The 21,832-nt window shown below is 61.6% G+C and carries 23 protein-coding genes; 14 read left to right on the forward strand and 9 right to left on the reverse strand.

Annotation, left to right across the window (positions count from 1 at the left end; all coding sequences use genetic code 11):
- Positions 1-41: 41 nt before the first annotated feature.
- Positions 42-1,241, reverse strand: a complete 1,200-nt coding sequence (locus RBH19_RS05095) for an EAL and HDOD domain-containing protein (RefSeq protein WP_306727725.1) — start codon at positions 1,239-1,241, stop codon at positions 42-44.
- Between the two features lie 241 nt (positions 1,242-1,482).
- On the opposite strand from RBH19_RS05095, the gene RBH19_RS05100 reads away from it, so the two are divergent.
- The 4 genes from RBH19_RS05100 (at position 1,483) to RBH19_RS05115 (ending at position 6,954) form a co-directional block, all read left to right on the forward strand.
- On the forward strand, positions 1,483-1,752 hold the full coding sequence (locus RBH19_RS05100) for a late competence development ComFB family protein (protein ID WP_306727726.1): 270 nt from the start codon (positions 1,483-1,485) through the stop codon (positions 1,750-1,752).
- A gap of 191 nt (positions 1,753-1,943) precedes the next feature.
- Entirely contained in the window at positions 1,944-5,486 is a 3,543-nt protein-coding gene (locus RBH19_RS05105) for a diguanylate cyclase (RefSeq protein WP_306727727.1), read from the forward strand.
- A complete protein-coding gene (locus RBH19_RS05110) occupies positions 5,486-6,007 on the forward strand; it encodes an alpha/beta fold hydrolase (RefSeq protein ID WP_306727728.1) in 522 nt (173 codons plus the stop codon). The genes RBH19_RS05105 and RBH19_RS05110 overlap by 1 nt, the downstream gene beginning before the upstream one ends.
- Before the next feature lie 125 nt (positions 6,008-6,132).
- Positions 6,133-6,954 (forward strand): hypothetical protein, encoded by an 822-nt coding sequence (locus RBH19_RS05115; protein WP_306727729.1) that lies wholly within the window; start codon positions 6,133-6,135, stop codon positions 6,952-6,954.
- Between the two features lie 28 nt (positions 6,955-6,982).
- Here RBH19_RS05115 and RBH19_RS05120 read toward each other — a convergent pair whose 3' ends face one another.
- The 8 genes from RBH19_RS05120 to gspG are packed head-to-tail and all read right to left on the reverse strand — an operon-like array spanning position 6,983 to position 12,586.
- Entirely contained in the window at positions 6,983-7,744 is a 762-nt protein-coding gene (locus RBH19_RS05120) for a type II secretion system protein N (protein ID WP_306727730.1), read from the reverse strand.
- Positions 7,744-8,241 carry a type II secretion system protein M gene (locus tag RBH19_RS05125; RefSeq protein WP_306727731.1) on the reverse strand — a complete coding sequence of 166 codons (498 nt, stop codon included), beginning with the start codon at positions 8,239-8,241 and terminating at the stop codon, positions 7,744-7,746. The genes RBH19_RS05120 and RBH19_RS05125 overlap by 1 nt, the downstream gene beginning before the upstream one ends.
- Positions 8,241-9,488: a type II secretion system protein GspL gene (gspL, locus tag RBH19_RS05130; protein WP_306727732.1), complete on the reverse strand. Its 1,248-nt coding sequence runs from the start codon at positions 9,486-9,488 to the stop codon at positions 8,241-8,243. The genes RBH19_RS05125 and gspL overlap by 1 nt, the downstream gene beginning before the upstream one ends.
- Before the next feature lie 24 nt (positions 9,489-9,512).
- Positions 9,513-10,442: a type II secretion system minor pseudopilin GspK gene (gene gspK, locus RBH19_RS05135; RefSeq protein WP_306727733.1), complete on the reverse strand. Its 930-nt coding sequence runs from the start codon at positions 10,440-10,442 to the stop codon at positions 9,513-9,515.
- Positions 10,439-11,080: a type II secretion system minor pseudopilin GspJ gene (gspJ, locus tag RBH19_RS05140; RefSeq protein ID WP_306727734.1), complete on the reverse strand. Its 642-nt coding sequence runs from the start codon at positions 11,078-11,080 to the stop codon at positions 10,439-10,441. Before gspJ ends, gspK begins: the two co-directional genes overlap by 4 nt.
- Entirely contained in the window at positions 11,080-11,580 is a 501-nt protein-coding gene (gspI, locus tag RBH19_RS05145) for a type II secretion system minor pseudopilin GspI (protein ID WP_306727735.1), read from the reverse strand. The genes gspJ and gspI overlap by 1 nt, the downstream gene beginning before the upstream one ends.
- Entirely contained in the window at positions 11,577-12,143 is a 567-nt protein-coding gene (gene gspH / locus RBH19_RS05150; protein ID WP_306727736.1) for a type II secretion system minor pseudopilin GspH, read from the reverse strand. Before gspH ends, gspI begins: the two co-directional genes overlap by 4 nt.
- 11 nt (positions 12,144-12,154) lie before the next feature.
- Positions 12,155-12,586 carry a type II secretion system major pseudopilin GspG gene (gene gspG, locus RBH19_RS05155; protein ID WP_306727737.1) on the reverse strand — a complete coding sequence of 144 codons (432 nt, stop codon included), beginning with the start codon at positions 12,584-12,586 and terminating at the stop codon, positions 12,155-12,157.
- Between the two features lie 321 nt (positions 12,587-12,907).
- On the opposite strand from gspG, the gene fabD reads away from it, so the two are divergent.
- The 10 genes from fabD to RBH19_RS05205 all read left to right on the forward strand — a co-directional run bounded on the left by fabD (position 12,908) and on the right by RBH19_RS05205 (position 21,784).
- On the forward strand, positions 12,908-13,840 hold the full coding sequence (fabD, locus tag RBH19_RS05160) for an ACP S-malonyltransferase (protein WP_306727738.1): 933 nt from the start codon (positions 12,908-12,910) through the stop codon (positions 13,838-13,840).
- A 53-nt stretch (positions 13,841-13,893) separates the two neighbouring features.
- Positions 13,894-14,625, forward strand: a complete 732-nt coding sequence (gene fabG, locus RBH19_RS05165; protein WP_306727739.1) for a 3-oxoacyl-ACP reductase FabG — start codon at positions 13,894-13,896, stop codon at positions 14,623-14,625.
- A gap of 275 nt (positions 14,626-14,900) precedes the next feature.
- The gene (gene acpP / locus RBH19_RS05170) at positions 14,901-15,143 is read left to right on the forward strand and encodes an acyl carrier protein (protein ID WP_306727740.1); all 243 of its coding nucleotides are present in this window, start codon (positions 14,901-14,903) and stop codon (positions 15,141-15,143) included.
- 91 nt (positions 15,144-15,234) lie between these two features.
- Positions 15,235-16,479 carry a beta-ketoacyl-ACP synthase II gene (fabF, locus tag RBH19_RS05175; RefSeq protein WP_306727741.1) on the forward strand — a complete coding sequence of 415 codons (1,245 nt, stop codon included), beginning with the start codon at positions 15,235-15,237 and terminating at the stop codon, positions 16,477-16,479.
- Positions 16,480-16,512: 33 nt separating this feature from the next.
- On the forward strand, positions 16,513-17,877 hold the full coding sequence (locus RBH19_RS05180) for an aminodeoxychorismate synthase component I (RefSeq protein WP_306727832.1): 1,365 nt from the start codon (positions 16,513-16,515) through the stop codon (positions 17,875-17,877).
- Complete coding sequence (pabC, locus tag RBH19_RS05185; protein ID WP_306727742.1) at positions 17,864-18,682, forward strand: aminodeoxychorismate lyase; 819 nt, start codon at positions 17,864-17,866, stop codon at positions 18,680-18,682. The genes RBH19_RS05180 and pabC overlap by 14 nt, the downstream gene beginning before the upstream one ends.
- Complete coding sequence (gene mltG / locus RBH19_RS05190; protein ID WP_306727743.1) at positions 18,673-19,722, forward strand: endolytic transglycosylase MltG; 1,050 nt, start codon at positions 18,673-18,675, stop codon at positions 19,720-19,722. Before pabC ends, mltG begins: the two co-directional genes overlap by 10 nt.
- Positions 19,709-20,389: a dTMP kinase gene (tmk, locus tag RBH19_RS05195; protein ID WP_445353963.1), complete on the forward strand. Its 681-nt coding sequence runs from the start codon at positions 19,709-19,711 to the stop codon at positions 20,387-20,389. The genes mltG and tmk overlap by 14 nt, the downstream gene beginning before the upstream one ends.
- A complete protein-coding gene (holB, locus tag RBH19_RS05200) occupies positions 20,382-21,431 on the forward strand; it encodes a DNA polymerase III subunit delta' (RefSeq protein WP_306727744.1) in 1,050 nt (349 codons plus the stop codon). Before tmk ends, holB begins: the two co-directional genes overlap by 8 nt.
- Positions 21,431-21,784, forward strand: coding sequence for a PilZ domain-containing protein (locus tag RBH19_RS05205; protein WP_306727745.1), 354 nt, complete (start codon positions 21,431-21,433; stop codon positions 21,782-21,784). Before holB ends, RBH19_RS05205 begins: the two co-directional genes overlap by 1 nt.
- The last annotated feature ends 48 nt before the right edge of the window (positions 21,785-21,832 follow it).

Raw genomic sequence — 21,832 nt, forward strand, 5'->3', positions numbered from 1 at the left:
GTTCACCGACGCGGCTTACGGTGAGTGGGGATTCTGAGGCGCTAGAACAGGGTGCGGTGCTGCTGCTGCCAGTGTACGGCAGCAAGATAGTGTTGCCTGACCTGTTCGGCCGTGAGCTGGGGCAGATGGAGGCCGCTGGGATCAGCCTCTTCGTAGCCCAGTACGGCCGTCAGCACCTGGCCGGCAGGGCCACTTCGATGCAGCAGCGCCTCCTTGATTTCATCGGCCAGTGGCAAGCGCTGGAGTATTTCCTCCATGGGGCGGTCGAGCATGGCATCCAGGCCGGAAAACAGGCCGGCGATGAAGCAGGCATCTGCTTCATCGGGAAACATGTCCTTTGCGAGGAGATCGGCCATCTTAGCCCGAATCAGAAGCAGATTGACGAGTTCATCCGGCTTGTCGGAGATGTTGCAGAGAGAGACGATCGAGCCCCAGCGTCTGAGTTCCTTCATGCCCAGCATCATGATGGCCTGGCGCAGGGCACGAATCTCGAAGGCCCGGCGATAGAAAGCCGAATTGATATAGCGCAGGAGTTTGTAACTCAGGGAAAGGTCACGGCCAATGACCGTTTCCATGTCGGCGATGTCGGCCTTGGGGTCATGCATCTTGGCCAGCAATTCCATGATGGCGAGACGTTCGGTGGGAATCGCCGTGGTTGCAGAGATATCCGGTCGGCTCAGGAAGAACCCTTGAAAGTAATCGCAGCCGAGGGAGCGGCAACGTTCCAGTTGGCCGTAGTCCTCGATTTTCTCGGCAAGAATCTTGACGTCGAATTGCCGCAGGCGGTCAATCAGATTCTGGGCATCGGGCGAATTCAGGGTCGACATTTCCAGCTTGACGATGTCGGCCATGTGCAGCAGGGGATCGCTGTCCGGCGTGTAATGAAAGTCATCAAGTGCAATGGTGTAGCCATCGGCTTTCAATCGTTCGACGGCGGCGATCAATTCATCATCGATGCGGATGTCTTCCAGAATTTCGATGACCGTCTGCCGGGTGGGCAGGGGGAGGGGGCTGGTTTCAACCAGAAATCGCCGAGTGAGATTGATGAATGCCGTTGCCTCTCCAACCAGATCATCGAGGCCAAACACCGTGAATGTATTCATGATGACTTCGGATGTTGCCGAATCGCCATCACCGATGTTGGCGGCATTGCTTACGCCGGATCGAAAAAGCAGTTCATAGCCATACAGGGAAAGATCACGGCGGAATATCGGCTGGCGGGCAACGAAAACGTTTTCCATCCACAGGACTCCATGTGTTCGCTTGGTGACCGCGTTGTGCTGCAGCGACCCGGGGATTCCATTCCTGAGACCATTGCAGGCCTGCCGGTTCCCCAGTATATGCGCAGAGGCGAAAATATGCAGCCGGCAGTCATTGCCAGGGCGTTTCATTAAATGGGACGGTGTTACCAAAAGCGCCAGGCTTTACAGCGTTAAAGCCTGGCGTGATCATGGGTTCAGCCGGATTGGAGGAGTGAGGGGCATGTTTGAGATCAGTAATTTCTATGAACAACTGGTTCAGGATTACCTCTGGAAACGCATGGAGTCGCGCATGGAGCGCCCGGCGCACGGTTTTGTCGAGGATGTGGCCTGTGTGGCGCTGAACCAGCTTCCGCCCAGATATGTCAGAAACACGGTGGATCTCGGTAGTCATCTGAGTGAGGAAGAGTTCGCGCGGATGGAAGATGCCGTGGAAAAAGCCGTGGATGTCGCCATTGAGCGGGTCACGAGTCGGCCGAGGAATCGTGATTGAATCAGGTTTGCAGGGTCGCGCGAGCGCTTGCCGGCGCTGGAGGGCTGTATTGCGTGGCCCTATCCTTCTATGATGGTGCCTGGTATGCGGGTGTGAGTCTGTCGGGCCTGCCATGAGCGGAGCGTTGATGGCGTACCCGTGACGGGTGGTTGTTGGGGATCCGTCGTTTCCCGCCAGTGGGAGTCAGAGTTTTGCGAGATTGCCTACATTTTGATGGTCAGGTCCGTGTGGCGTTGCTTGCGCTGGCTCTTCTTGCCCTTCCCACCCTGGTGTCCGCAGGTCCGGCTCCGGAGTTCGCCCGCTTTGAGCAGCTGACCATCGAGGATGGCCTGCACCAGAATACAGTGGGAAGTCTGCTCCAGGATCGCCGAGGCTTCATCTGGATCGGTACGGAAGCCGGCCTTCATCGCTACGACGGCCAGGGTTTTCGCCTGTTCCGTCACGAACCGGGCAATCCGGCATCCCTCGCGGACAACTTTGCGATATCACTGGCCGAAGGCGCGGACGGGGCCATCTGGGTGGGCACCATGACGGGTGGCATTCACCGGCTCGATCCGGATTCGGGCCGTGTCGAACGGATACCCGTCAAGGCCTCGGAACCGGATCTTCATGGTCTGATCTGGGATCTGATGGCTCAGCCGGATGGAACGGTCTGGGCCACCAGTCAGGACGGCGTTCTGGTGCGTGAGCCGGGGCAGTCGGAATTTCGTGTGCTTGAAATTGCCCAGACCGAGGAGGCCGGCGATGCCCCCGGAGTTTCAGCGCCATTTGTCGCCGTTACGGCCGATTCACGGGGATTGCCGGTTTTTGGTACCCGTCGTGGTCTGGCGAGGGTCAATGAAGCCGGGCAGTTGCTGCCCTGGCATGAGCGCTCCGATGGCACTGCCATTCCGAATGACGGTTTTGTTGCCGCCCTGTTCACCGACGCCCGCGGCAATCTCTGGGTTGGGGGTTCAAACGGGGTCTTCATGCTGCCCGTGGACGGGGGCGTCCGCCAATTCGACTCGGATCACGCCCTGGGTGCGGCAATCGGTGTTTCCCCGGTCTGGGAAATCGCGGAGACACCGGCGGGTGACCTGTGGTTTGCATCCTACGGTGGCGGCCTGGTGCGTTATTCACCTGATTCCGGCGAGGTCAGGAAGTTCGAAGCGGATCCGGCCATGCCCAGAGGCCTCGCCGAGAATGAACTCATGTCGCTCATGGTCGATTCAAGCGGGCTTGTCTGGGTGGGGACGGAGAACAGCGGGCTTCAGCGACTGAACCCCCAGGCCCTGGCATTCGGGCATTTCGGTCACCATGCTCTCGATGAGGCGAGCCTTCCCAACCCGGTGGTCTGGGCGATCGAAGCGAATCAGGATGGTCAGATATGGGTTGGAACCCAGGGTGGGCTGGCCCGGCTTCACTGGCCCCGCGAGATCGGCTTGCAATCCGTGACCCGGCTTGAGCCCGACATTGACCCCGAGAGGGAGGAACCGCCCCATGTCTCCTCTCTGTACCTGGATCCGGACGGGACACTCTGGATCGGGAGCCTGGCCGGTCTGTGGCGAATGGAATCCGGTGCCTCGGTGGACCAGACACGCTACGAGCGAATCCCCTTGTTCGGAAAGCTGGAGGAAGATCCACCGCAGTATTGGTATCCGGTCTATTCGGTGACCGGTGATGATCAGGGGCGCCTGTTTCTGACCCTTGGTGACACCATTGTGGCACGGCTTCCCTCGGCGGGAGGTGGCGAACGCTGGTTCAGAATGCTTGGTGCCGATCGCACCGGGATGGCGAACCTGTTTGGGATTTGGATGGGTGCGGAGGAAGAGCATCTCTGGGTAGTCGGCTCGCGCGGGGTTGCGCGCTATGACATTGCATCCGACCGCATCGACCTTCGCATCGGACCGGAGGACTGGCAGGGTGAAGGCCGGCTTCTGACGCTCGAGCACGGCGGTGTGTCAGGGGTTCTGGAGGAGGCCGGTGACAGGCTCTGGCTGGCTACCCAGTCGGGTCTTTACCGGATCAATCCGAATACCGGGGAAAGCCAGCGATACGATGCCTCTGGCGACCTTCCCGTTGATTCCGTTTATGCCGTGTCCATGGATCCGGACGGGAATATCTGGGCGTCGACCGCCCAGGGTCTGGTGGTGATTCGTTCCGATGACGGCAGTCTGCAGACATTTGATGTGAGCGACGGCTTGCAGAGCAACGAGTTCAATGCGGGTGCCTATCGACGCCTTCCGGACGGTCGCATGGCCTTTGGTGGTCTGAATGGCATCAATCTTTTTGACGTCAATCAGCTGGAGTTCACCGCCCCCCCTCCGCCGGTTGCCATCACGTCCGTCCAGATTGGGAGCAAGCGCTTCAACGAATTTGATCTGGCCCAATCAGGGGGGCAGGTCTCCGTTCCCTACGGAGAGCGGTTCCTGTCTGTCAGTTTCACGGCACTGGATTTTCGAAATCTGCGCAAGAATCGCTTTGAGTACCGCCTTCAGGGCTTTGACGAGCAATGGCGTTCCAGTGACGGGCTCAATCGCGCCATTTTCACCAATCTCCCGCCCGGGGCCTATGTCTTTCAGGTAAGAGCGGCCAACAGTCTCGGGATCTGGAACGAGACGGGCGCCAGCCTTTCCGTCCGTGTTGAACGACCCTTCTGGCTTCACCCCCTGGCTTATATCGCCTATTCGCTGCTGGTGCTTCTGCTGGTTTTTCTGGGGGTACGTTCCTACGCCCGGCGTCAGCAGCTTGAACAGGCGCGACGTGAGGAAGAACAGCGATTGCATCTGGCGGAACAGCTCCATCGAATGTCCACCCGACTGGCAGGCTCCCTGGATCAGGGGTTGTTGATCGATCGTCTGGCCGAGACCCTGAAGGAACTGGTCGACGCTGAGGCGGTGGCGATGTTCATGGAGGTGGATGGCCAATTGATCTGCCAGGGCAGTCGTGGAGCAAGGGCCAGGCAGACGGCTCTCGAACGGGTTCCTGTCCTGTTGCGGGATGCCGTCGCGCGAACCCGCCAGCTGGGCGTGGTTCAACTCATGGAGCATGGGGAGCTGACTCTGCTCTCCTTCCCGGAACCAAAGACCTCCTTTGGGGCCCTGGTTCCTGTTGAGGTCAGCGAGGGCAGCTTCGGCTTGCTGGTTCTGACCCGCTCAGGGTCGGCTTTCACGCACCCGGAACGGGACCTGCTTTCCTCCATCGGGACGCAGGCCATGATGGCCCTGCAGAAAGCGGAGTTGTTCTCCCGTGTTGAACAGCTGGCAACAACGGATGGTCTGACCGGGCTGCTTAATCGTCGACACTTCGAGCATTGCGCCCGTGAGGAGTTGCAGCGGGCGAGTCGCTATGGGCATGAGACGGGGTTGCTCTTGATCGATCTGGATCATTTCAAGGCCATCAACGACCGCCATGGCCATGAGGTTGGCGACCGCTGCCTGAAGGCATTCGGCCACTTGCTGGTGGATGAGCTCCGGCGATCGGATCTGCTTGCCCGTTTCGGTGGCGAGGAATTCATCGCCTTGTTGCCCGAGACCGGTCGTAAACGGGCAATGGAGGCGGCGGAACGGATTCGCCAAGCCGCCGAAGGTCTCAGCGTTGAACCCGAGCTGGAGAGCGGCGAACTCACGCTCAGTGTGGGTGTGGCGATTGCCGCCTCGGAGCAGACAGACCTGGACGCTTTGATCCGCTCGGCGGACAGGGCTCTCTATGCCGCCAAGGATGGGGGGCGCAACCAGGTGGTGGAGGCGGACTGATGGATGCTGTGGTTTATTTCGCGCACGGGAAGGAAAGCGGCCCATGGGGAAGCAAGATCACCTATCTGGCCAGAATTGCCGGTGAGCACGGCCTGGACGTGGTCAGCCCGGATTATTCCCAACATTCCCATGGTCACGACCGCTTATCCGCCTTACTGGCCCTGTTGGCGGAAGAGGCGCGTCCGTTTCTCCTGGTGGGATCCAGCATGGGAGGCTGGGTATCGGCAATGGCCGCCTGCCGTGTTCCGCCGCTCGGCCTGTTCCTGATGGCGCCGGCCTTTGACATGCCCGAGCATGACACAGCGACGTTGCCTGCGGATGTGCCCTCCTGGCTGGTTCACGGCTGGGAAGACGACATCGTACCGGTGGATCAGAGCATCAATGCAGCTCGTGAACGGTCGGGACACCTTCTGCTGGTGCCGGATGGTCATGCCCTGGCCGGGTCGGCCCGGGCGATACGTCGTCATTTCCGGCATTTTCTGAACGAGTGCGTTTCGGAAAAAATTGACAGCACCCCTTGATGTGTGGTGTCGTAAGCCAACGTTCCACTTTAAATCAATTCCATAAGTGACTGTTTCTGGGGAGGGTTTCCCAGATGCGAGCAGGTACATGACCAGGCACGACGGTAGTCGGGGGGAATGACGGCGTGGCCAATAAGGAAACAGGGGCAAAGCAGCTCGCCATGTTCGCGGATAATCCTGTCCGCTTTTGCAATTTGCGCGGGCAGCTGGAGGGTGCCGTTGCCGGTGGGGCGGTGACGGACAACGACGTGGATGTCCGCAAGGACGTCCTGCAGACCATTTTCTGGGCCTTGTTGGGTTTCGGGCTGGCTCTGTCGCTGCTGGGTTTGCTCGTATTCCTCCGGTTTCTCTCTCTGGGGCTGGGCGGGGACGACGGGCTGGTCTCGCTCCTGATGATGGTGGCAGGTCTGGCCTTGATCTGCGCGGCGACCGTCGCTCTGTTTCGCAAGAACCGCATTGCGCGCCGCAAGGAAATTTGCGAGCGCTTCGAGCTTGATCCCGATGAATTCAGTGTCATCGCGGCGAGCATCATGGGCAACCGCGGACGCCAGTTCCGTGCCAACGGTGTGACAGCCGTTCCTCACGCTGTTTTCGCGCGCACGAAGGGGCACCGCTCCCACCACGTGGCACTCCTGCTCAATCGACCCTTCAGCGGAAAGGTTCACGATGGTGATCTCTTTCGACTGACGCTTCAGATGGGCATCGTCAAGAGAGCGCTGGGTGCCCGCATGGTCAGCGGTTCCATTCGATACGCCGGGCGTCTGGTGAAAATTGCCTACAGCGACTCCCTGTATGCCGCGTTGCAGCGCATGGCGGGGGAGTACCAACGATCCGTCAAGCGGTGGTGGCCGGAGAACCGATTGTCCCTGCGGGATCGCCAGCGTGTCGCGGCCGGTGAAGCGGTGCGCTCCACCACGGTTGACTGGCCTGACGAGTATTCCTTTTGAGGGATCTCTTGAGCTTCCTCGATAACGGCTATTGAATGCGTCCACTCAGGCGCAGAGGGTGGGCACCCTGCTCATCGGCCTGTCCCAGGTAAGGCAGCATGCTGGCCAGGTTTTCGGGGGCATCGTCCCGCGCACGAATCCGTCCATTGATGCTGTAGCGGCGCTGGGGGAGAGAGAATTCGGCGTCGCCGGAAACACTGAAGGGCGCGTTTTCCCCCACATCGCGAAATGACAGGGTGAACTCGCCGTCACTACCTTGCAACTGAGCGGCGAAATTGCCCAGTTGATGGTTCCCCATCATGTTGACACCCAGGTTGAACACGCGCAGCTCGGCGTCCGCGCTGACGGGCTCTGTTCCCTTGATCCTGGCGTCACGTATCTCGAAAGCACCATCCCCGGACACCATGCCCGGTGGTTGGTTGAACAATGGGGCCAGGCTGGCGAGCGGAATCTGCTGGCCAATGGCCTGACGAATCCGGACTTCCCCGTTCGGGTGCGCACGGACCTGACCTTCCACTCTTCCCTGATTGATGCGCGCCCTGAAATCGATATCAGCCCGGCCCATCAGAAGTGGTGCCTTGCGCAGGGACCATTCCACGGATTCCAGCCGCAGCGGACCGGCCTGGACGTGGCGAAAGCGGCCATTCCAGACGGTACCCGCCGGTGCGTGGACATGAACCTCATCCAGCTCCGGCAAGGCGACAAGCAGCAGGCCGGCCGGTGCACGGGCAAACAGAAACGCCAGGAAAAGCAGAACGCCGAACCCGGTCAGCAGGAAAATCCGTTTCATCAGCTATCCCTTTCCAGGGTCAGTGAGACATTGACCCGCCCGGACTGATCCGTGCGGTCGAAGGTGGCGCGGGTGACGGTAATACCATGTTCACCTTCCAGAATCTCGATCCACTGCAGGGTGTGATCGAATCGAGCGGCATCCATTCGGACTCGCACCGAATTGTCGCCATCCGGGGTGATCTGGCGCACGGCACGCCCCAGCTCGGCGGCCTTGGAGGTTCGATCCACGATACCAAACAGGCTTTGCCCACCGCCGGCGGAAGTCTGGCGACCGCTGGCCTCCAGGGCCTTGATCTCGTTCCTGGCGCCTTCCATCCAGGCGAGCAGCTCGGTCCTATGCTCGACCTGGCGGTTCAGGTCACTGCGATAGTCCAGATAGGGTTCGACAATCACCAGATAGAGGAAGGAGAGGGCCACCAGCGTGCCTGCCAGCGATACCATCCAGCGTTCCCGTTGTTCCAGGCTTTCGAACCAGTCTTTGAATGAATCCAGCATCAGCGTGCTCCCGGTCCACGAATCTGCAGACGACCATCCACGTAGTCATCACGGGGTGTTGCCGACTGGATCACAGCCTCATAGCCAGGTTGCTCCTCCACGGTATCCTTGAAGCGATCCAGCGCCTGTCCCTCACTCACACGAAGATTGAGATCCAGAAAACCGGGGCGATAGCTCAGGCCCCGCACGTTGCTGTTGTCGAGGATGGCCATGCCTTCACTCATCACGGCGAGTGCGGGCAGGAAGTCACCCTGGCCACCGGCGCCTCGCAGGGCATTCAGTCGCTGCTCCATGCGCAGACGGGGATCCACCATGCGCTGGGCATCCGGAAGGGCATCACGGAATACCTGCTCGATTCGGCCATCCAGTGTCTGGGATTCGCTGGATAGCTGATAAACGTGGACGCCTTCGCTGACGGCCAGTACAAGCAACCAGGCGGAGGCCAGTGCCAGGACGGGGCGCCAGGGTTGCCACCAGGTCTTCTCATCTTTCCGCAGCCGGAATTCGCCCTCGGCCAGGTCGATTCCGTGGCGGGAAGTCACCACGGGAACGAAGACCTGGTCGGCCTGATCACGGAAGGGGCGATCGTCGATCTCGACGGTATGACCGAGGCGGTCCGCCAGTGCATCCAGGAAATCCCTGTCGGCTTCCGGTCGCAGCAGCCGGATTCCGTGAGGACCGGCCGCTTGCCCATCGCCTTCATCGGGCAGGCTGAACTCGATCATGTCCAGGGCCAATTCGCGATCCGTGCTGAAGCCATCGGACTCACCGGTGCGGACCATGACCCTTGGCCCTTCGACCATGATCGTCCATTCCTGGGCTGCGATCGGCAAGGTCAGATAATCGGGCAGTATGGCGGCCGGCGTCAGTTCAGCGGCTTTGCAATGATCCCGCAATGCTTCCATGTCTTCCCGGGCAACCACGGCGATTCGAATGCTGTCATCCGGCAGACGCGGGCCAAGGGCAAAATGCAGTGTGGTCACATCCTGGGCCAGGCGTTCTTCCAGTACCCATGGCGCAGCCTGCAGGATTCGCTGCTTCTTGCGCGTGGGGATCTGGGCATCCATGAGCGCTACTCGCTCACCGGGCATCAGCAAAACCTGGCGCCGGCCGGCGGCCAGTTCACGGCATTCGGACAGGCGGCCCTGACCGGGGGCACCCAGGCGTTGACCCTGCTGATCCAGAAGATACCAGTGGACGGTGTCTTCGGCCGGGTCACGGAAACGTATGACTAGGGTTTCATTCATTGGATTCTATTCACCCACGGGTGCTCAGAGAGCACCGTATGTTCGGCTGATGGCCGAGGTGGCTCCGTTCTCGTCACGAAACAGTAAACTGTACATGGTGGTCGAGGCAGTTCCAATATCCGCCCGGATGGTGAGCCGAAAGAAATAGCTCCTGACATCCACATCCACTTCCACGGTTCGTCCGAAGGCCTCATGAAAATCACCGACGTTTTCAAAGCCGCCTTCTTCCTGCAGCATGGACAGTGCCTCTGCCTCTTCAATGCGAAATTCCTCCGCGAGAGAAGCCAGCACCGGTGGTGGCGCGGTATTGACGTTGATGGGGGTCAGAACCGCGGAGGGCAGGGCAACCAGGTAGGGCTCGATGCGCTCGAATATCTCCGGGTCCCGGAATCCTTCCACCAGACGCAGCTCGCTGACCGCCTGTATCGCTTGATCGGCCGTGCGATAGGCCGGGCTGAGTCCCAGGTAGAAGCCGTCTTCCGCGCCTCGCAGACGCGGTTCCTGATCCGGATCCATCCAGTCCAATACGGCATCCGCGGCATCGGGGTCGATTTCCAGCAGCATCAGCAGGCGGCGGAATTGATCCACGGCCGGACGGTTGACCTGGCCTTCCGGGGTGATCAGGTTGTTCAGGTTGAACAGGCCCTGCTGGTCTTCCAGGCGGCCAAGAATCTGTCCGCCATCCACCGGCAAGGGTGGCATCTGCTGTGCCCAGGGCTGCGCGAGATTGTCCGACTCGGTCTCTTCCCGGTCGCGGCGGAGGATGTGGGCCGCCCAGTCCTCGCCACCACGCAGGTACTGGCGCGCCTGATTGCCATGCACCACCGTCTCGGTTCGGCGCTGATCAAGAAAGGTTCGCCACAGCAGGTCAGTGGCGATCACGGCGGCCAGGGCGACTACCACCAGCGCCGTGATCAGGGCAACGCCGCGCTGTCGATGGACTGAAACCCTCATCCCCGGTCTCCCGTGGTGCCGGAAACGCCGGGAATATCAATCAAGCGACGTACCTCACCAAATCCATCGATCTCGATGATGATGTCCACTGCGCGCGGCATCAGGAAGGGATTGGCCTGAAAGCCCCCATCCGGCGGCCATTGCTCGACCCATTCACCGTTCGGTGCGAAAAACCGCATCTGCACCTGGGTAACCTTATCGATGAGCGGCATGGCGATGGGTTGGGCGTCCGGTGATCGGTCGAGAAGATTCCAGCTGTAGCGTGTCAGAGTGTCGCCGTCGATCCGGTAAGCGACCCGCTGCATGCTCGAGCGTGGCTGCCCCAGCGGGTTGCGGACACCGCCGCGAGTGAATTCCAGCGGATACTCCAGATAGTCCCCGCCGGCCAGGGCGGGCAGCATGTCGCCGTGGCTGGCCCCGCGAACGGGCCGGGGGCGAATGTGTTCCAGGTCACGGCTGAGGATGGTCACGCCCTGCTGGATCTGCCGGAAACGATCCATGGCCTCGCCGGTCAATTCCTGTTGCCGCACCATGCCGGCCATGGCCGTCCAGGTCATGACGCCCAGCACGGAAAAGATGGCAATCGCCACCATCAGCTCGAACAGGGTGAAACCCTGGTGTTCCTTGCGGTACTGCATCAAAGGCTTCCGGGCGGAGGTGGCGGGGGTACGCCGCCACCGCCATCATCGGGTATTTCCTCGGGCGGGGGCACGAAGGCGGGCGGGTTGGTCATCATCGGCCGGCCCATGAAGCCGACCAGGGTATGGACGCTTCGCTCTGCATCCCGGTGAGTACGAATGGCAATTTCGATCCGTCGCAGGTCGTCGTCCTGGGTTTCTTCCACGGTCATCTCCCAGTGCCATTCCCGCCCGGCCATTTCGCTTTCCCCGCGATTGCGGCCGGTGGAGGGCCATTCGCCCTCCAGGCGCAGTTCGGCCATGCGGTTCTCGGCCACCCACTGGGCCAGTGTGCTGTCTCGCAGGTGGCTGATGCTGCTGACCGTGGTGCCGGAGCTGCCCAGAATCGCCGTCAGGGCGATGGCGACTACCGCCAGCGCCACCAGTACCTCAATCAAGGTGAAGCCGGCCGTGGGGCGGCGAGGGGGGTGGGCGAACACGCTGTGACCTCGGGATTTCATCGGCGGTTTCGTCGGCTCATGTCGTGGTCGTCGGGTCGGCCGTCTTCCTCGTTCCAGCGCAGAAGGCGACCGTTGCCCTGGCCCTCGAGCACCAGCGCGAAGGTGTCATCCCGATGGCGCAGGAACACCCGGAAGGGTGTCATCTCGCCGGTGCCTGTCATGAGCACCTGAGGCAGGGCCTGTTCCTGCTCGGGGCCGCGCAGTTCGCTCGGCTGGCCTTCGATTTCAAGCGTGACCCGAATACTGTCGGGCCATTGTCGCTGACGGTATTCCCGTCCCTCCGGCGAGATCCAGCCCTCCTCGCGATACTGCAGGAAATGATAGCCCTCGCGATCCAGGCGCAAGCCGTATTCTCCGCCTTCGATCATGGCCCGGTCAGCCGCCAGACGAATGAGCGCATGCAGGCGTTCCCGGCTTTCCGCCGCCTCATCCTGCTGACCCAGACGGTCGGTGGACAGGGTGGCGATCGTGATGATGACGCCAATGATCACCATCACCACCATGATCTCGATCAGGGTGAAGCCGGAGACCGCTTGTCGGGCTGGCCGGGTTGGGGAAACCACGGGCAGGGGGCTCAGTCGTCGACGTGCCAGTTGCCGATGACGGCATTGGCCCCTTCACCACCCTCACGGCCGTCAGCGCCCAGGGTATAGACGTCGAAATCGCCATGCCGGCCGGGCTGGACATATTGGTAATCGCGCCCCCAGGGATCCTTGGGCAGACGATCCAGGTAACCGCGCCAGTTGGGCGGCTGAGGGGAGCCGGTGGGTTCCCGCACCAGTGCCTCCAGGCCCTGATCCGTGGTGGGATAGACGTAGTTGTCCATCCGGTAAAGCTGCAGGGCTTGCTCCAGCTGGCGGATATCCTGCTGGGCCTTTGCGATGCGGGCATCATCGGGTCGATCCATGATGCGGGGTACGACGATCCCGGCGAGAATGCCGAGGATCACCACCACCACCATGATTTCGATGAGCGTGAACCCCCTGTTGGTGAAGCGCTTGGACATGACGGTTACGTTCCCTTGAGCAATCGAGCAAATAGACTGTTTTTCGCCTCCGGTCGACGGGACTCCCGGTGCCAACGGCCGGAATGGCGAGCGGTCAAGCGTCCATCATAGCGCAGACGACCGTCAATAGTCGCTGCGGGGTTTTTGCCCCCGAGAGACGCACACGATTAGAGGATTTCCGGTCCAGGCGAGTTCCACCGGCGGGTGGCAGGCAGGGCCGGAATGGCTATAATTCAGCCCCCGTCCTGTCCTGTTCCGGATCTTCGGGTTCGGCGGGGCGGGATCCCGACACAAGAACGCATTGCCCCAAGGAGTCGCTGCATGAGCTTCGCCATGATTTTCCCCGGTCAGGGTTCCCAGTCGGTGGGTATGCTCGCCGAGCTGGCCGAGTCCGCCCCCCAGGTTAGGGAGACCTTCGATGAGGCCTCCGAGGCCCTGGCGGCTGATCTCTGGAGGCTGGTGCAGGAGGGCCCGGAAGAGCAGTTGAACCGGACGGAATGGACCCAGCCGGCGCTGCTGGCCGCCGGCGTCTCCGTTTGGCGCGTCTGGCAGGCCAACGATGGTTCGGCCCCGGTGGTCATGGCCGGCCACAGCCTGGGCGAATATTCGGCTCTGGTGGCCGCCGGCGCCCTGGATTTCGCCGATGCCGTGCGCCTGGTGCAGTTCCGGGGGCAGGCCATGCAGGAGGCTGTGCCGGAGGGGCAGGGCGCCATGGCAGCGGTTCTTGGGCTTGATGACCCGCAGGTCATTGAGGTCTGTGGCAAGGCGGCTGGTGATGACGTGGTGGAGGCCGTCAACTTCAATTCCCCCGGACAGGTGGTCATCGCCGGGCATCGCGCCGCTGTGGAGCGCGCCATCAAGGAAGCCGAAGTCGCCGGTGCCAAGCGGGCCATGCTGCTTCCGGTCAGCGTCCCGTCCCACTGTCGTCTCATGCTGCCGGCCGCCGAGGCCATGGCCAGGCGCCTTGCCGAGGTCGAGGTTCGGGTGCCGGATATCCCGGTGGTTCACAATTTCAACGTGGCGGTGGAATCCGATGCCGGCGGTATTCGTGATGCCCTGGTGGCCCAGCTCAATCATGCCGTACGCTGGGTGGAAACCATCGAGGCCTTGCAGGCCCGGGGTGCCGAAACGGTGGTCGAGGCGGGGCCAGGCAAGGTACTGTCCGGGCTGAATCGCCGCATTGACCGCCGCATGCCGGCGCTGCCTGTATTTGACCCGGCCAGCCTGGAAAAGGCGCTGGACAGCCTGTCATGACGATCCCTGGCGGTGGCAGCCGGCCACCGTCTGTCTGAAACGAAGGAGAGGAAATGCTTGAGGGTAAGATTGCAGTCGTCACCGGAGCGTCGCGCGGTATAGGCCGGGCCATCGCCATGAGCCTTGCCGATGCGGGTGCCACCGTTGTCGGTACGGCCACGTCCGAAAAAGGGGCCGCCGGCATCGGCGAAGCCCTTGCTCCCCATGGTGGCAAGGGCCTGGTGCTGGATGTGTCGTCAGCGGAGTCCATCGAGGCCTTCCTGGGCGAACTCAAATCCATCGGTGCGCCGGTCATTCTGGTGAACAACGCCGCCGTGACCCGCGACAACCTGATGATGCGGATGAAGGACGAGGAGTGGGATACGGTCATCGAGACCAACCTCACCGGGGTGTTCCGCCTCAGCAAGGCGCTCCTGCGTGGCATGATGAAGGCGAAGGAAGGTCGAATCGTCAACATCGGTTCCGTCGTGGGCTTTACCGGCAACCCGGGTCAGGTCAATTACTGTGCCGCGAAGGCGGCCGTGGTAGGTTTCAGCAAGGCCATGGCCCGAGAGGTGGGGAGCCGCAACATCACCGTGAACACGGTGGCGCCCGGCTTCATCGAGACGGACATGACGCGGGATCTGCCGGCGGAACAGCGTGAATCCATGCTGGCGGATGTGGCTCTGGGCCGCCTCGGCCAGCCGGAAGACATTGCTGGTGCGGTGCGTTTCCTGGTCTCTCCGGAAGCCGCCTACATCACCGGTGAAACCCTGCATGTCAATGGTGGCCTGCACATGGATTGAACCGCCTCGCTTTCGGCTGAATGGCGGCTGAGCCACGGAATCAGTGGCCAAAAGCGCACCATTCAAACGACGAGGGGGTCTGTAGGTGGCTGTTATGAAAGGAAAAACAGATCGATTTCGTAACGGTGTGGCATGGGCGGAATGATTTAACTACAATAGCCGCCGCAGTCACGGGGGCGCCAGTCGGCACCCCCGTATGAGTTCAGGCCTCTCTCTCGATAATCCGGCTGGATTCAGAGGGATGCCTCCAGTTTCAACGAGAGGAATGAAGCACGATGAGCAGCGTTGAAGAACGGGTCAAGAAGATCGTCGTCGAACAGCTCGGCGTTAAGGAAGAGGAAGTCAAGAGCGAAGCCTCCTTCGTGGATGATCTGGGCGCCGATTCGCTTGACACGGTCGAGCTGGTGATGGCGCTCGAAGAGGAATTCGAGTGCGAAATTCCTGACGAGGAAGCAGAGAAGATCACGACCGTTCAGCAGGCCATTGATTACATCAATGAGCATCTGAGCGACAGCTGATTCTGACATCTGTCCTCATTCCGGAGATTCCCGGCAGCCCGGCTGCCGGGAATCTTTGTCCGTCCTGAACACCGTCCTGATGAGGTGAAGCTTGGCTAAGCGTCGCGTAGTGGTTACCGGCCTGGGTATCGTGTCTCCGGTCGGCAGTACCGTGGATTCCGCCTGGTCTGACATTCTGGCCGGGAAGAGCGGTATCGGCCCGGTCACCCGCTTTGATGTGGAAAAGTTTCCCACCCGCTTCTCCGGCGAGGTGAAGGGATTCGATCACTCCGATTACCTCAATCCTCGTGATGCGCGCCGCATGGACCCCTTCATCCACTACGGACTGGTGGCGTCCATCCAGGCCTGGCGTGACTCCGGACTGGAGGCCACCGACGAGAACGCCGAGCGTATCGGTGTTGCTGTCGGCTCCGGTATCGGCGGCCTGGACGGGATCGAGAAGGCTTATCAGAGCTACCTCGATCACGGCAGCGCCCGAAAGATTTCACCCTTTTTCGTGCCGGGTACCATCATCAACATGATTTCGGGAAACCTCTCGATCATGTACGGCCTCAAAGGCCCCAACCTGGCGCTGGTGACCGCCTGTACCACGGCGACGCACAACATCGGCGTGGCGGCACGCGCCATTGCCTATGGTGATGCTGATGCCATGGTGGCCGGTGGTGCCGAGATGGGGACGACGCCCACGGGGCTGGGTGGTTTCTGTGCCGCTCGTGCCCTGTCTACCCGGAATGACGAGCCGCAGCAGGCCAGTCGTCCCTGGGATAGTGACCGTGACGGTTTCGTGCTGGGCGATGGTGCCGGCGTGCTGGTGCTTGAGGAATACGAGAGCGCGAAGAAACGTGGTGCCCGTATCTATGCGGAACTGTCCGGCTTCGGCATGAGCGGTGATGCCCATCACATGACGGCGCCTCCCGAGGACGGCGAGGGTGCTCGCCGCTGCATGGACAATGCCCTGAAGGATGGCGGCATCAATCCGGACGAAGTGGATTACATCAATGCCCACGGCACATCCACCAAGCTGGGCGACCTGGCCGAGACCCAGGCCACCAAGGATCTTCTGGGGGATCATGCCTACAAGGTTGCGGTCAGTTCCACCAAGTCCATGACCGGCCATCTACTGGGTGCCGCCGGTGGCGTGGAAGCGGTGTTCAGTGTGCTGGCCATTCGTGACCAGGTGGCGCCGCCCACCATCAACCTCGACAACCCCGATGAGGGTTGCGACCTGGATTATGTGGCGGGTTCCGCCCAGGAGCGCTCGATCAATGTGGCGCTTTCAAATTCCTTCGGTTTCGGTGGCACCAACGGTACGCTGGTCTTCCGCAAGCTGGATTGAGCCGGTTCGCACCGGCTTGATGTCCGCTTGAACATGAAGGTTGCGGATTTCCAGACACGACGCCTGTCGACCCTGCCTGATCTGCTCGGGATGCATGAGGCGCATCCCGGGCGATACCCCTTTCTGCTTGAATCGGCTGCCCACGGTACGGCCCAGGGGCGTTACAGCCTCCTGTTTGCATTCCCGGGGGATCGCATCGAGCTGAACGCCGACGAACTGGCGAGAGGGCAGCGTGATTTCTTCACGCGCCTGGATCAGGCCTGGGTGCGTGAACGCCGTGCGAGCGCCGGCTCTCAGCTTCCGTTTACCGGGGGCTGGTTCTTCTATCTGTCCTACGAAGCGGCTGCGGTAGTGGAGCCGGGCCTGGATCTCCCCCTTGGGGTGGATTCGCCCGTGGCGTGGGCGGTTCGAACCCCCGCTGCCGTCATCATCGATCATGTGGAGTCCTGTGCCTGGCTGGTGGCTGAAGATGATCAGCCTGGCTTGATCGACACCATGGCCGCCGATTGCGCTTCCTCACTGACGCGACCGCTGCCGACCACCTTGCTGGCGGAGCCACTGCGTGAAGACGATCCGGCACAGTACTGCCGGATCGTGGAGCGAACCCGGGAATACATCCGTGACGGCGATGTGTTTCAGGCCAATCTTTCCCGCCTCTGGCAATCACGGCTTGCCGAGGGCTGCAGCCCCACGGATGTCTATCGGCAATTGCGCCAGACCAACCCCGGCCCGTTCGCCGGTCTGGCCCGATATGGCGAACAGGCCATCATCAGCTCTTCGCCGGAACGTCTGGTCAGTGTCCGCAATGGAAGGGTGGATACGCGCCCCATTGCGGGGACACGTCCGAGAGGCCGGCCCGGGGAGGAAGACGAACAGCTGCGCGCGGAGTTGATCGGTCACCCCAAGGAGCGGGCAGAACACATCATGCTGATTGACCTTGAGCGCAACGACCTTGGGCGGATCTGTCGCCCGGGCAGCGTGGAGGTCAGTGAACTGATGGTGCTGGAAAGTTATGCCCACGTGCATCACATCGTCTCCAATGTGCGCGGACAACTGAGAGAAGCCGTGACGCCCGGGGAAGTGCTGCGAGCGGTCTTCCCGGGGGGCACCATTACCGGCTGCCCCAAGGTGCGCTGCATGGAGATCATTGCCGAGCTGGAGGGCCGGCCACGAGGCGCATACACTGGCAGTCTCGGTTATCTCAATCGTGACGGCGACATGGACAGCAGCATTCTCATCCGCACCATGGAGACCCACGGCGATCACCTCCGTTTGCTGGCGGGTGCCGGAATCGTGGCGGATTCCATTCCGGAGCGGGAACTGGATGAGACCCGCGCCAAGGCCCGCGGCATGGTTCTCGCCGTAGCCCCGGAGCAGCTTGAAGATGCCGTATCCTGAGTGGGGGCAGTGGTGGGTGGACGGGCGCCCGGAACCGGCGTCGGCGGATCGTGGTCTGCAATTCGGTGATGGCCTGTTCGAGACCATGGCCGTCCTGGACGGACAGATCCGATTTCTTGACAGGCACCTGTCACGCCTGGCCCGGGGCTGTCGGGTTCTGGGTATTCACCAGCCGGCGCCGTTGCAGGAGGATCTGCTAAAGCTGGCTTCCGGCTGCACAAGGGCGGTCATCAAGCTGGTCGTGACGGCCGGGGTCGGCGGTCGCGGCTATTCCCGCCCTGTCACCCTGGCACCGCGAGTTCATATGGCACGCTTTCCATGGCCGGAGGGTCTGCCGGATGCGCTGCGGATCCGTGTCTGTGAGCAGCGGCTTTCCCGGCAGCCGGCCCTGGCGGGCATCAAACATTGCAATCGCCTCGAACAGGTGCTGGCCCGGCGGGAGCTTGAAGGCGAAGACTGTGAAGAAGGGCTGCTGCAGGATACCGCTGACAATGTCATCGAGGGAGTGGCAGCCAATATCTTCGTGGTCAGCGATGGCCGTCTTCGCACACCGGCACTGGATCAGGCGGGCGTGGCCGGTATCATGCGTGAATGGGTGTTGGAGCGGTCGGAAGCCATAGGCGTGCCGGCCAGCGAATCGGTTCTTCGCCTGACGGATGTCATGGCGGCGGACGAAGTCTTCATGAGCAACAGTCTGATCGGCATCTGCCCGGTTCTGTCGTTGCTTGGACAAGAGATGACGCGGTCGTGGTCCTGTGGGCCCGTCACGCAGAAGCTGATGGGAGAGTTGTCCGAATGTCGCTAGCTACGATCCGGCGTGGAATCTTTTTGCTATTGACGCTGATGATGATCGGCGCCGCGGTGGCTGCATTCTGGGCCTGGCAGCAATGGCAGGCGGTCACCACAACACCGCTGGCGGTGGATGAAGCCGAGTATCTGCAGGTGGATCGTGGCCGTTCCCTGATTTCGGTGATGCGCGAGCTGGAATCCCGGGGTCTCATCCAGGATGCCGACCGAGTGCGTTACTGGTCTCGGATCACCGGGGAAGGGCGGGCGATTCGGGCCGGTGAATACCGCCTGGAGCCGGGAATGACCGTGCCCGACCTGGTATCGCGAATGGATCGGGGCGAGGTCGTTCTGCATCGTTTGACACTGGTGGAAGGATGGACCTTTCGGCAGTTTCGCGAGGCTCTTGCCAATCATGACGCGGTTCAGTCCACGCTGGACGGAGTGGCCGATGAAGAGATCATGGCAGTGCTAGGATACCCGGAGATGCACCCGGAAGGCTGGTTCCTTCCCGAGACCTACAGCTTCCCAAGGGGCACATCGGATCGTGAGATTCTCCAGCGCGCCCATCAGTCCATGCGCGAAGCGCTGGAAGCGATATGGCAGGATCGCGACGGCGGCCTGCCATTCGATACGCCTTATGAAGCACTGATTCTTGCCTCCATCATCGAGCGCGAAACCGGGCAGTATGGTGAGCGGCGCAAGGTAGCGGGTGTCTTCGTGCGCCGTCTCAGGGAGGGCATGCGCCTGCAGACGGATCCGACTGTCATCTACGGCCTGCCTGAAGGTGAATACCAGGGGCGTCTGCGCTATCGCCATCTGCGGACCGATACGCCATACAACACCTACACCCGCCACGGATTGACACCCACGCCCATCGCCATGCCGGGCCGCGCTTCACTTGAGGCGGCGGTGCAGCCGCTCGTGGGGGAGTACCTGTATTTCGTCTCCCGAAATGACGGCACCCACCATTTTTCAGCGACGTTGCGAGAGCATAACCGGGCGGTTCGCAAATACCAGTTGGGTGAGGAGATCGATCTGGGTAATGGCAATGACTGAGGCGCCGGAAATGCGACGAGGCTGTTTTCTGACCGTCGAAGGGGGCGAGGGTGTCGGCAAATCATCCAACATGGCCTTCATTGCCGATTGCTTGAGGGAGCGAGGAATCACAGTCCGTCAGACGCGTGAACCCGGCGGGACACCGTTTGCCGAAGCGGTACGGCAGTTGTTGCTCGACCGTGAGAGCGCGCCCATGCCGGATGAGGCTGAGCTGCTGCTGATCTTTGCAGCCCGGGCGAGCCATGTGCGCGATGTCATCAAGCCGGCCCTGGCCCGTGGGGAGTGGGTGCTGTGCGACCGTTTTACCGATGCCAGCTACGCCTATCAGGGGGCAGGCAGAGAGTTGGGCGAGGAGGCGGTTGCTTGGCTTGAACAGTGGGTGCAAGGATCGTTGCGTCCGGATCTGACCCTGCTGCTTGACGCCCCCGTGGCCGTGGGATTCGCGCGCGCGGATCAACGAGGGGCGCGGGATCGCTTCGAGTCCGAGGTCGAAGCTTTTTTCGAACGAATTCGCCAGGCCTATCTCGCGCGTGCACGGGCCGAGCCGGAACGGTTCCGTGTGGTGGATGCCAGCCACGGTCTGCAGGCCGTCCAGGGGCAGATTCAGGCATTGCTGGACGATTATCTGAAACAGTGGCAAGTGAGTGGAACAATCCGCAATGACTGAGCATTCGTCTTCGGAGAGCCGGCCGTGTTATCGGCCGCTGAGCTGGCATGAGCCCGCCTGGCAGGGATTGATGGCCAGGCGCGATGCCGGACGCCTTCCCCACGCCATTCTCCTCTCTGGCCCGGCCGGCGTAGGTAAGGCGCATTTTGCCCGCGCTCTGGCCCAGAGCCGCCTTTGCCAGCAGGTACTGGCCAATGGCAGCGCCTGTGGTGAATGCAACGCCTGCCGACAGTTCATGGCGGGCAGCCATCCGGATTGGCGCCAGATCGGCATTGATCCCAAACGAAAGAACATTCTCATCGACCAGGTCCGGGCTCTGTCGGAATGGATGAGCCTGACGGCCTCCGGCGGGCGGGGCAAGCTGGCAATGATCGATCCGGCCGAGCGCATGAGCAACGGGGCAGCAAACAGTCTGCTCAAGACACTGGAGGAGCCGGCCGGGGACAGCATTCTCCTTCTGGTTTCTTCCCTGCCCGGGCGATTGTCCGCCACCGTGCGTAGCCGCTGTCAGCAACTTGCCCTGTCCATGCCCGCAAGAGATGTAGCCCGGGCCTGGCTGGCTGAACAATCCTCGGCCAGCGGTGAGCTGGAAACGGCACTGGATCTTGCCGGCGGTGCACCATTCAGGGCCCTGAACCTGGTTGAGGCGGGGGTTCTGGAACGAGCACGCGAGAATGCTGATGCCCTGATTGCCATCGGCAATGGTCGGGCATCCATCGTCAGCACAGCGGAAGCCTGGGCCCGTCAGGATCTGGTCTGGCTTCTGGACTGGTGGCGAGTATGGCTTCAGGCTTTTCTGCGCCTCGCACAGGCCGGACAATCCGGCGCGCCGGGTCTGATCGATGGCGAGCGCGCGGATTTGCAAAAAATCCTGCAGGGCATAGACTGCTCGGAAGCGCATCGCCTGTTGCTGGCCATTCAGGAAGGGGAACGGCGAGTGGACAGCGCCAACGCCCAGCTCCTTCTGGAGTCATTGCTGGGGCACTGGGCCCGGGCCTGCGGTGTCATCGGACAGTCCGGACGAGTCAGAGAGGTCGTGTGATGAGTGCAGCCAAGGGACCGCAGCAGGGGATTCTCACCCTGACGATCAAGGACAAGAGCGCCCTGTACGTGGCCTACATGGGCTTCATCAAGAATGGCGGTCTGTTCATTCCCACCAGTAAGCCTTATCGCCTCGGTGACGAGGTGTTTCTGCTGCTGACCCTGATGGACGACAGCGAGAAGCTGCCGGTGGCCGGCAAGGTGGTCTGGGTCACGCCCCGCGGTGCGGGAGGAAAAAGGGTTGCCGGTATCGGTGTCCAGTTTTCCGAGAAGGATGGCGGCAACACGCAGAAGAAGATTGAAACCTACCTGGCAGGCGCCTTGGGCGCCGATCGGCCGACCCACACCATGTAATTCGTAATATTTTTTGGGAACACGAGGCCATTGCCGCAGTCTCACGAC

It is taken from the genome of Natronospira bacteriovora (genome assembly GCF_030848495.1).
GTDB lineage: Bacteria > Pseudomonadota > Gammaproteobacteria > Natronospirales > Natronospiraceae > Natronospira > Natronospira bacteriovora.

Excerpts from the sequence above, each read along its gene's own strand:
- RBH19_RS05100 (WP_306727726.1), top strand. The coding sequence starts at position 1,483 with ATGTTTGAGATCAGTAATTTCTATGAACAACTGGTTCAGGATTACCTC.
- acpP (WP_306727740.1), top strand. The coding sequence starts at position 14,901 with ATGAGCAGCGTTGAAGAACGGGTCAAGAAGATCGTCGTCGAACAGCTC.
- RBH19_RS05125 (WP_306727731.1), bottom strand. The coding sequence starts at position 8,241 with ATGCTGGATTCATTCAAAGACTGGTTCGAAAGCCTGGAACAACGGGAA.
- mltG (WP_306727743.1), top strand. The coding sequence starts at position 18,673 with ATGTCGCTAGCTACGATCCGGCGTGGAATCTTTTTGCTATTGACGCTG.
- fabG (WP_306727739.1), top strand. The coding sequence starts at position 13,894 with ATGCTTGAGGGTAAGATTGCAGTCGTCACCGGAGCGTCGCGCGGTATA.
- RBH19_RS05205 (WP_306727745.1), top strand. The coding sequence starts at position 21,431 with ATGAGTGCAGCCAAGGGACCGCAGCAGGGGATTCTCACCCTGACGATC.
- RBH19_RS05095 (WP_306727725.1), bottom strand. The coding sequence starts at position 1,241 with ATGGAAAACGTTTTCGTTGCCCGCCAGCCGATATTCCGCCGTGATCTT.
- RBH19_RS05110 (WP_306727728.1), top strand. The coding sequence starts at position 5,486 with ATGGATGCTGTGGTTTATTTCGCGCACGGGAAGGAAAGCGGCCCATGG.
- tmk (WP_445353963.1), top strand. The coding sequence starts at position 19,709 with ATGGCAATGACTGAGGCGCCGGAAATGCGACGAGGCTGTTTTCTGACC.
- fabD (WP_306727738.1), top strand. The coding sequence starts at position 12,908 with ATGAGCTTCGCCATGATTTTCCCCGGTCAGGGTTCCCAGTCGGTGGGT.
- RBH19_RS05120 (WP_306727730.1), bottom strand. The coding sequence starts at position 7,744 with ATGAAACGGATTTTCCTGCTGACCGGGTTCGGCGTTCTGCTTTTCCTG.
- gspG (WP_306727737.1), bottom strand. The coding sequence starts at position 12,586 with ATGTCCAAGCGCTTCACCAACAGGGGGTTCACGCTCATCGAAATCATG.
- RBH19_RS05180 (WP_306727832.1), top strand. The coding sequence starts at position 16,513 with ATGAAGGTTGCGGATTTCCAGACACGACGCCTGTCGACCCTGCCTGAT.
- gspJ (WP_306727734.1), bottom strand. The coding sequence starts at position 11,080 with ATGCAGTACCGCAAGGAACACCAGGGTTTCACCCTGTTCGAGCTGATG.
- gspK (WP_306727733.1), bottom strand. The coding sequence starts at position 10,442 with ATGAGGGTTTCAGTCCATCGACAGCGCGGCGTTGCCCTGATCACGGCG.
- holB (WP_306727744.1), top strand. The coding sequence starts at position 20,382 with ATGACTGAGCATTCGTCTTCGGAGAGCCGGCCGTGTTATCGGCCGCTG.
- gspI (WP_306727735.1), bottom strand. The coding sequence starts at position 11,580 with ATGAAATCCCGAGGTCACAGCGTGTTCGCCCACCCCCCTCGCCGCCCC.
- gspL (WP_306727732.1), bottom strand. The coding sequence starts at position 9,488 with ATGAATGAAACCCTAGTCATACGTTTCCGTGACCCGGCCGAAGACACC.
- pabC (WP_306727742.1), top strand. The coding sequence starts at position 17,864 with ATGCCGTATCCTGAGTGGGGGCAGTGGTGGGTGGACGGGCGCCCGGAA.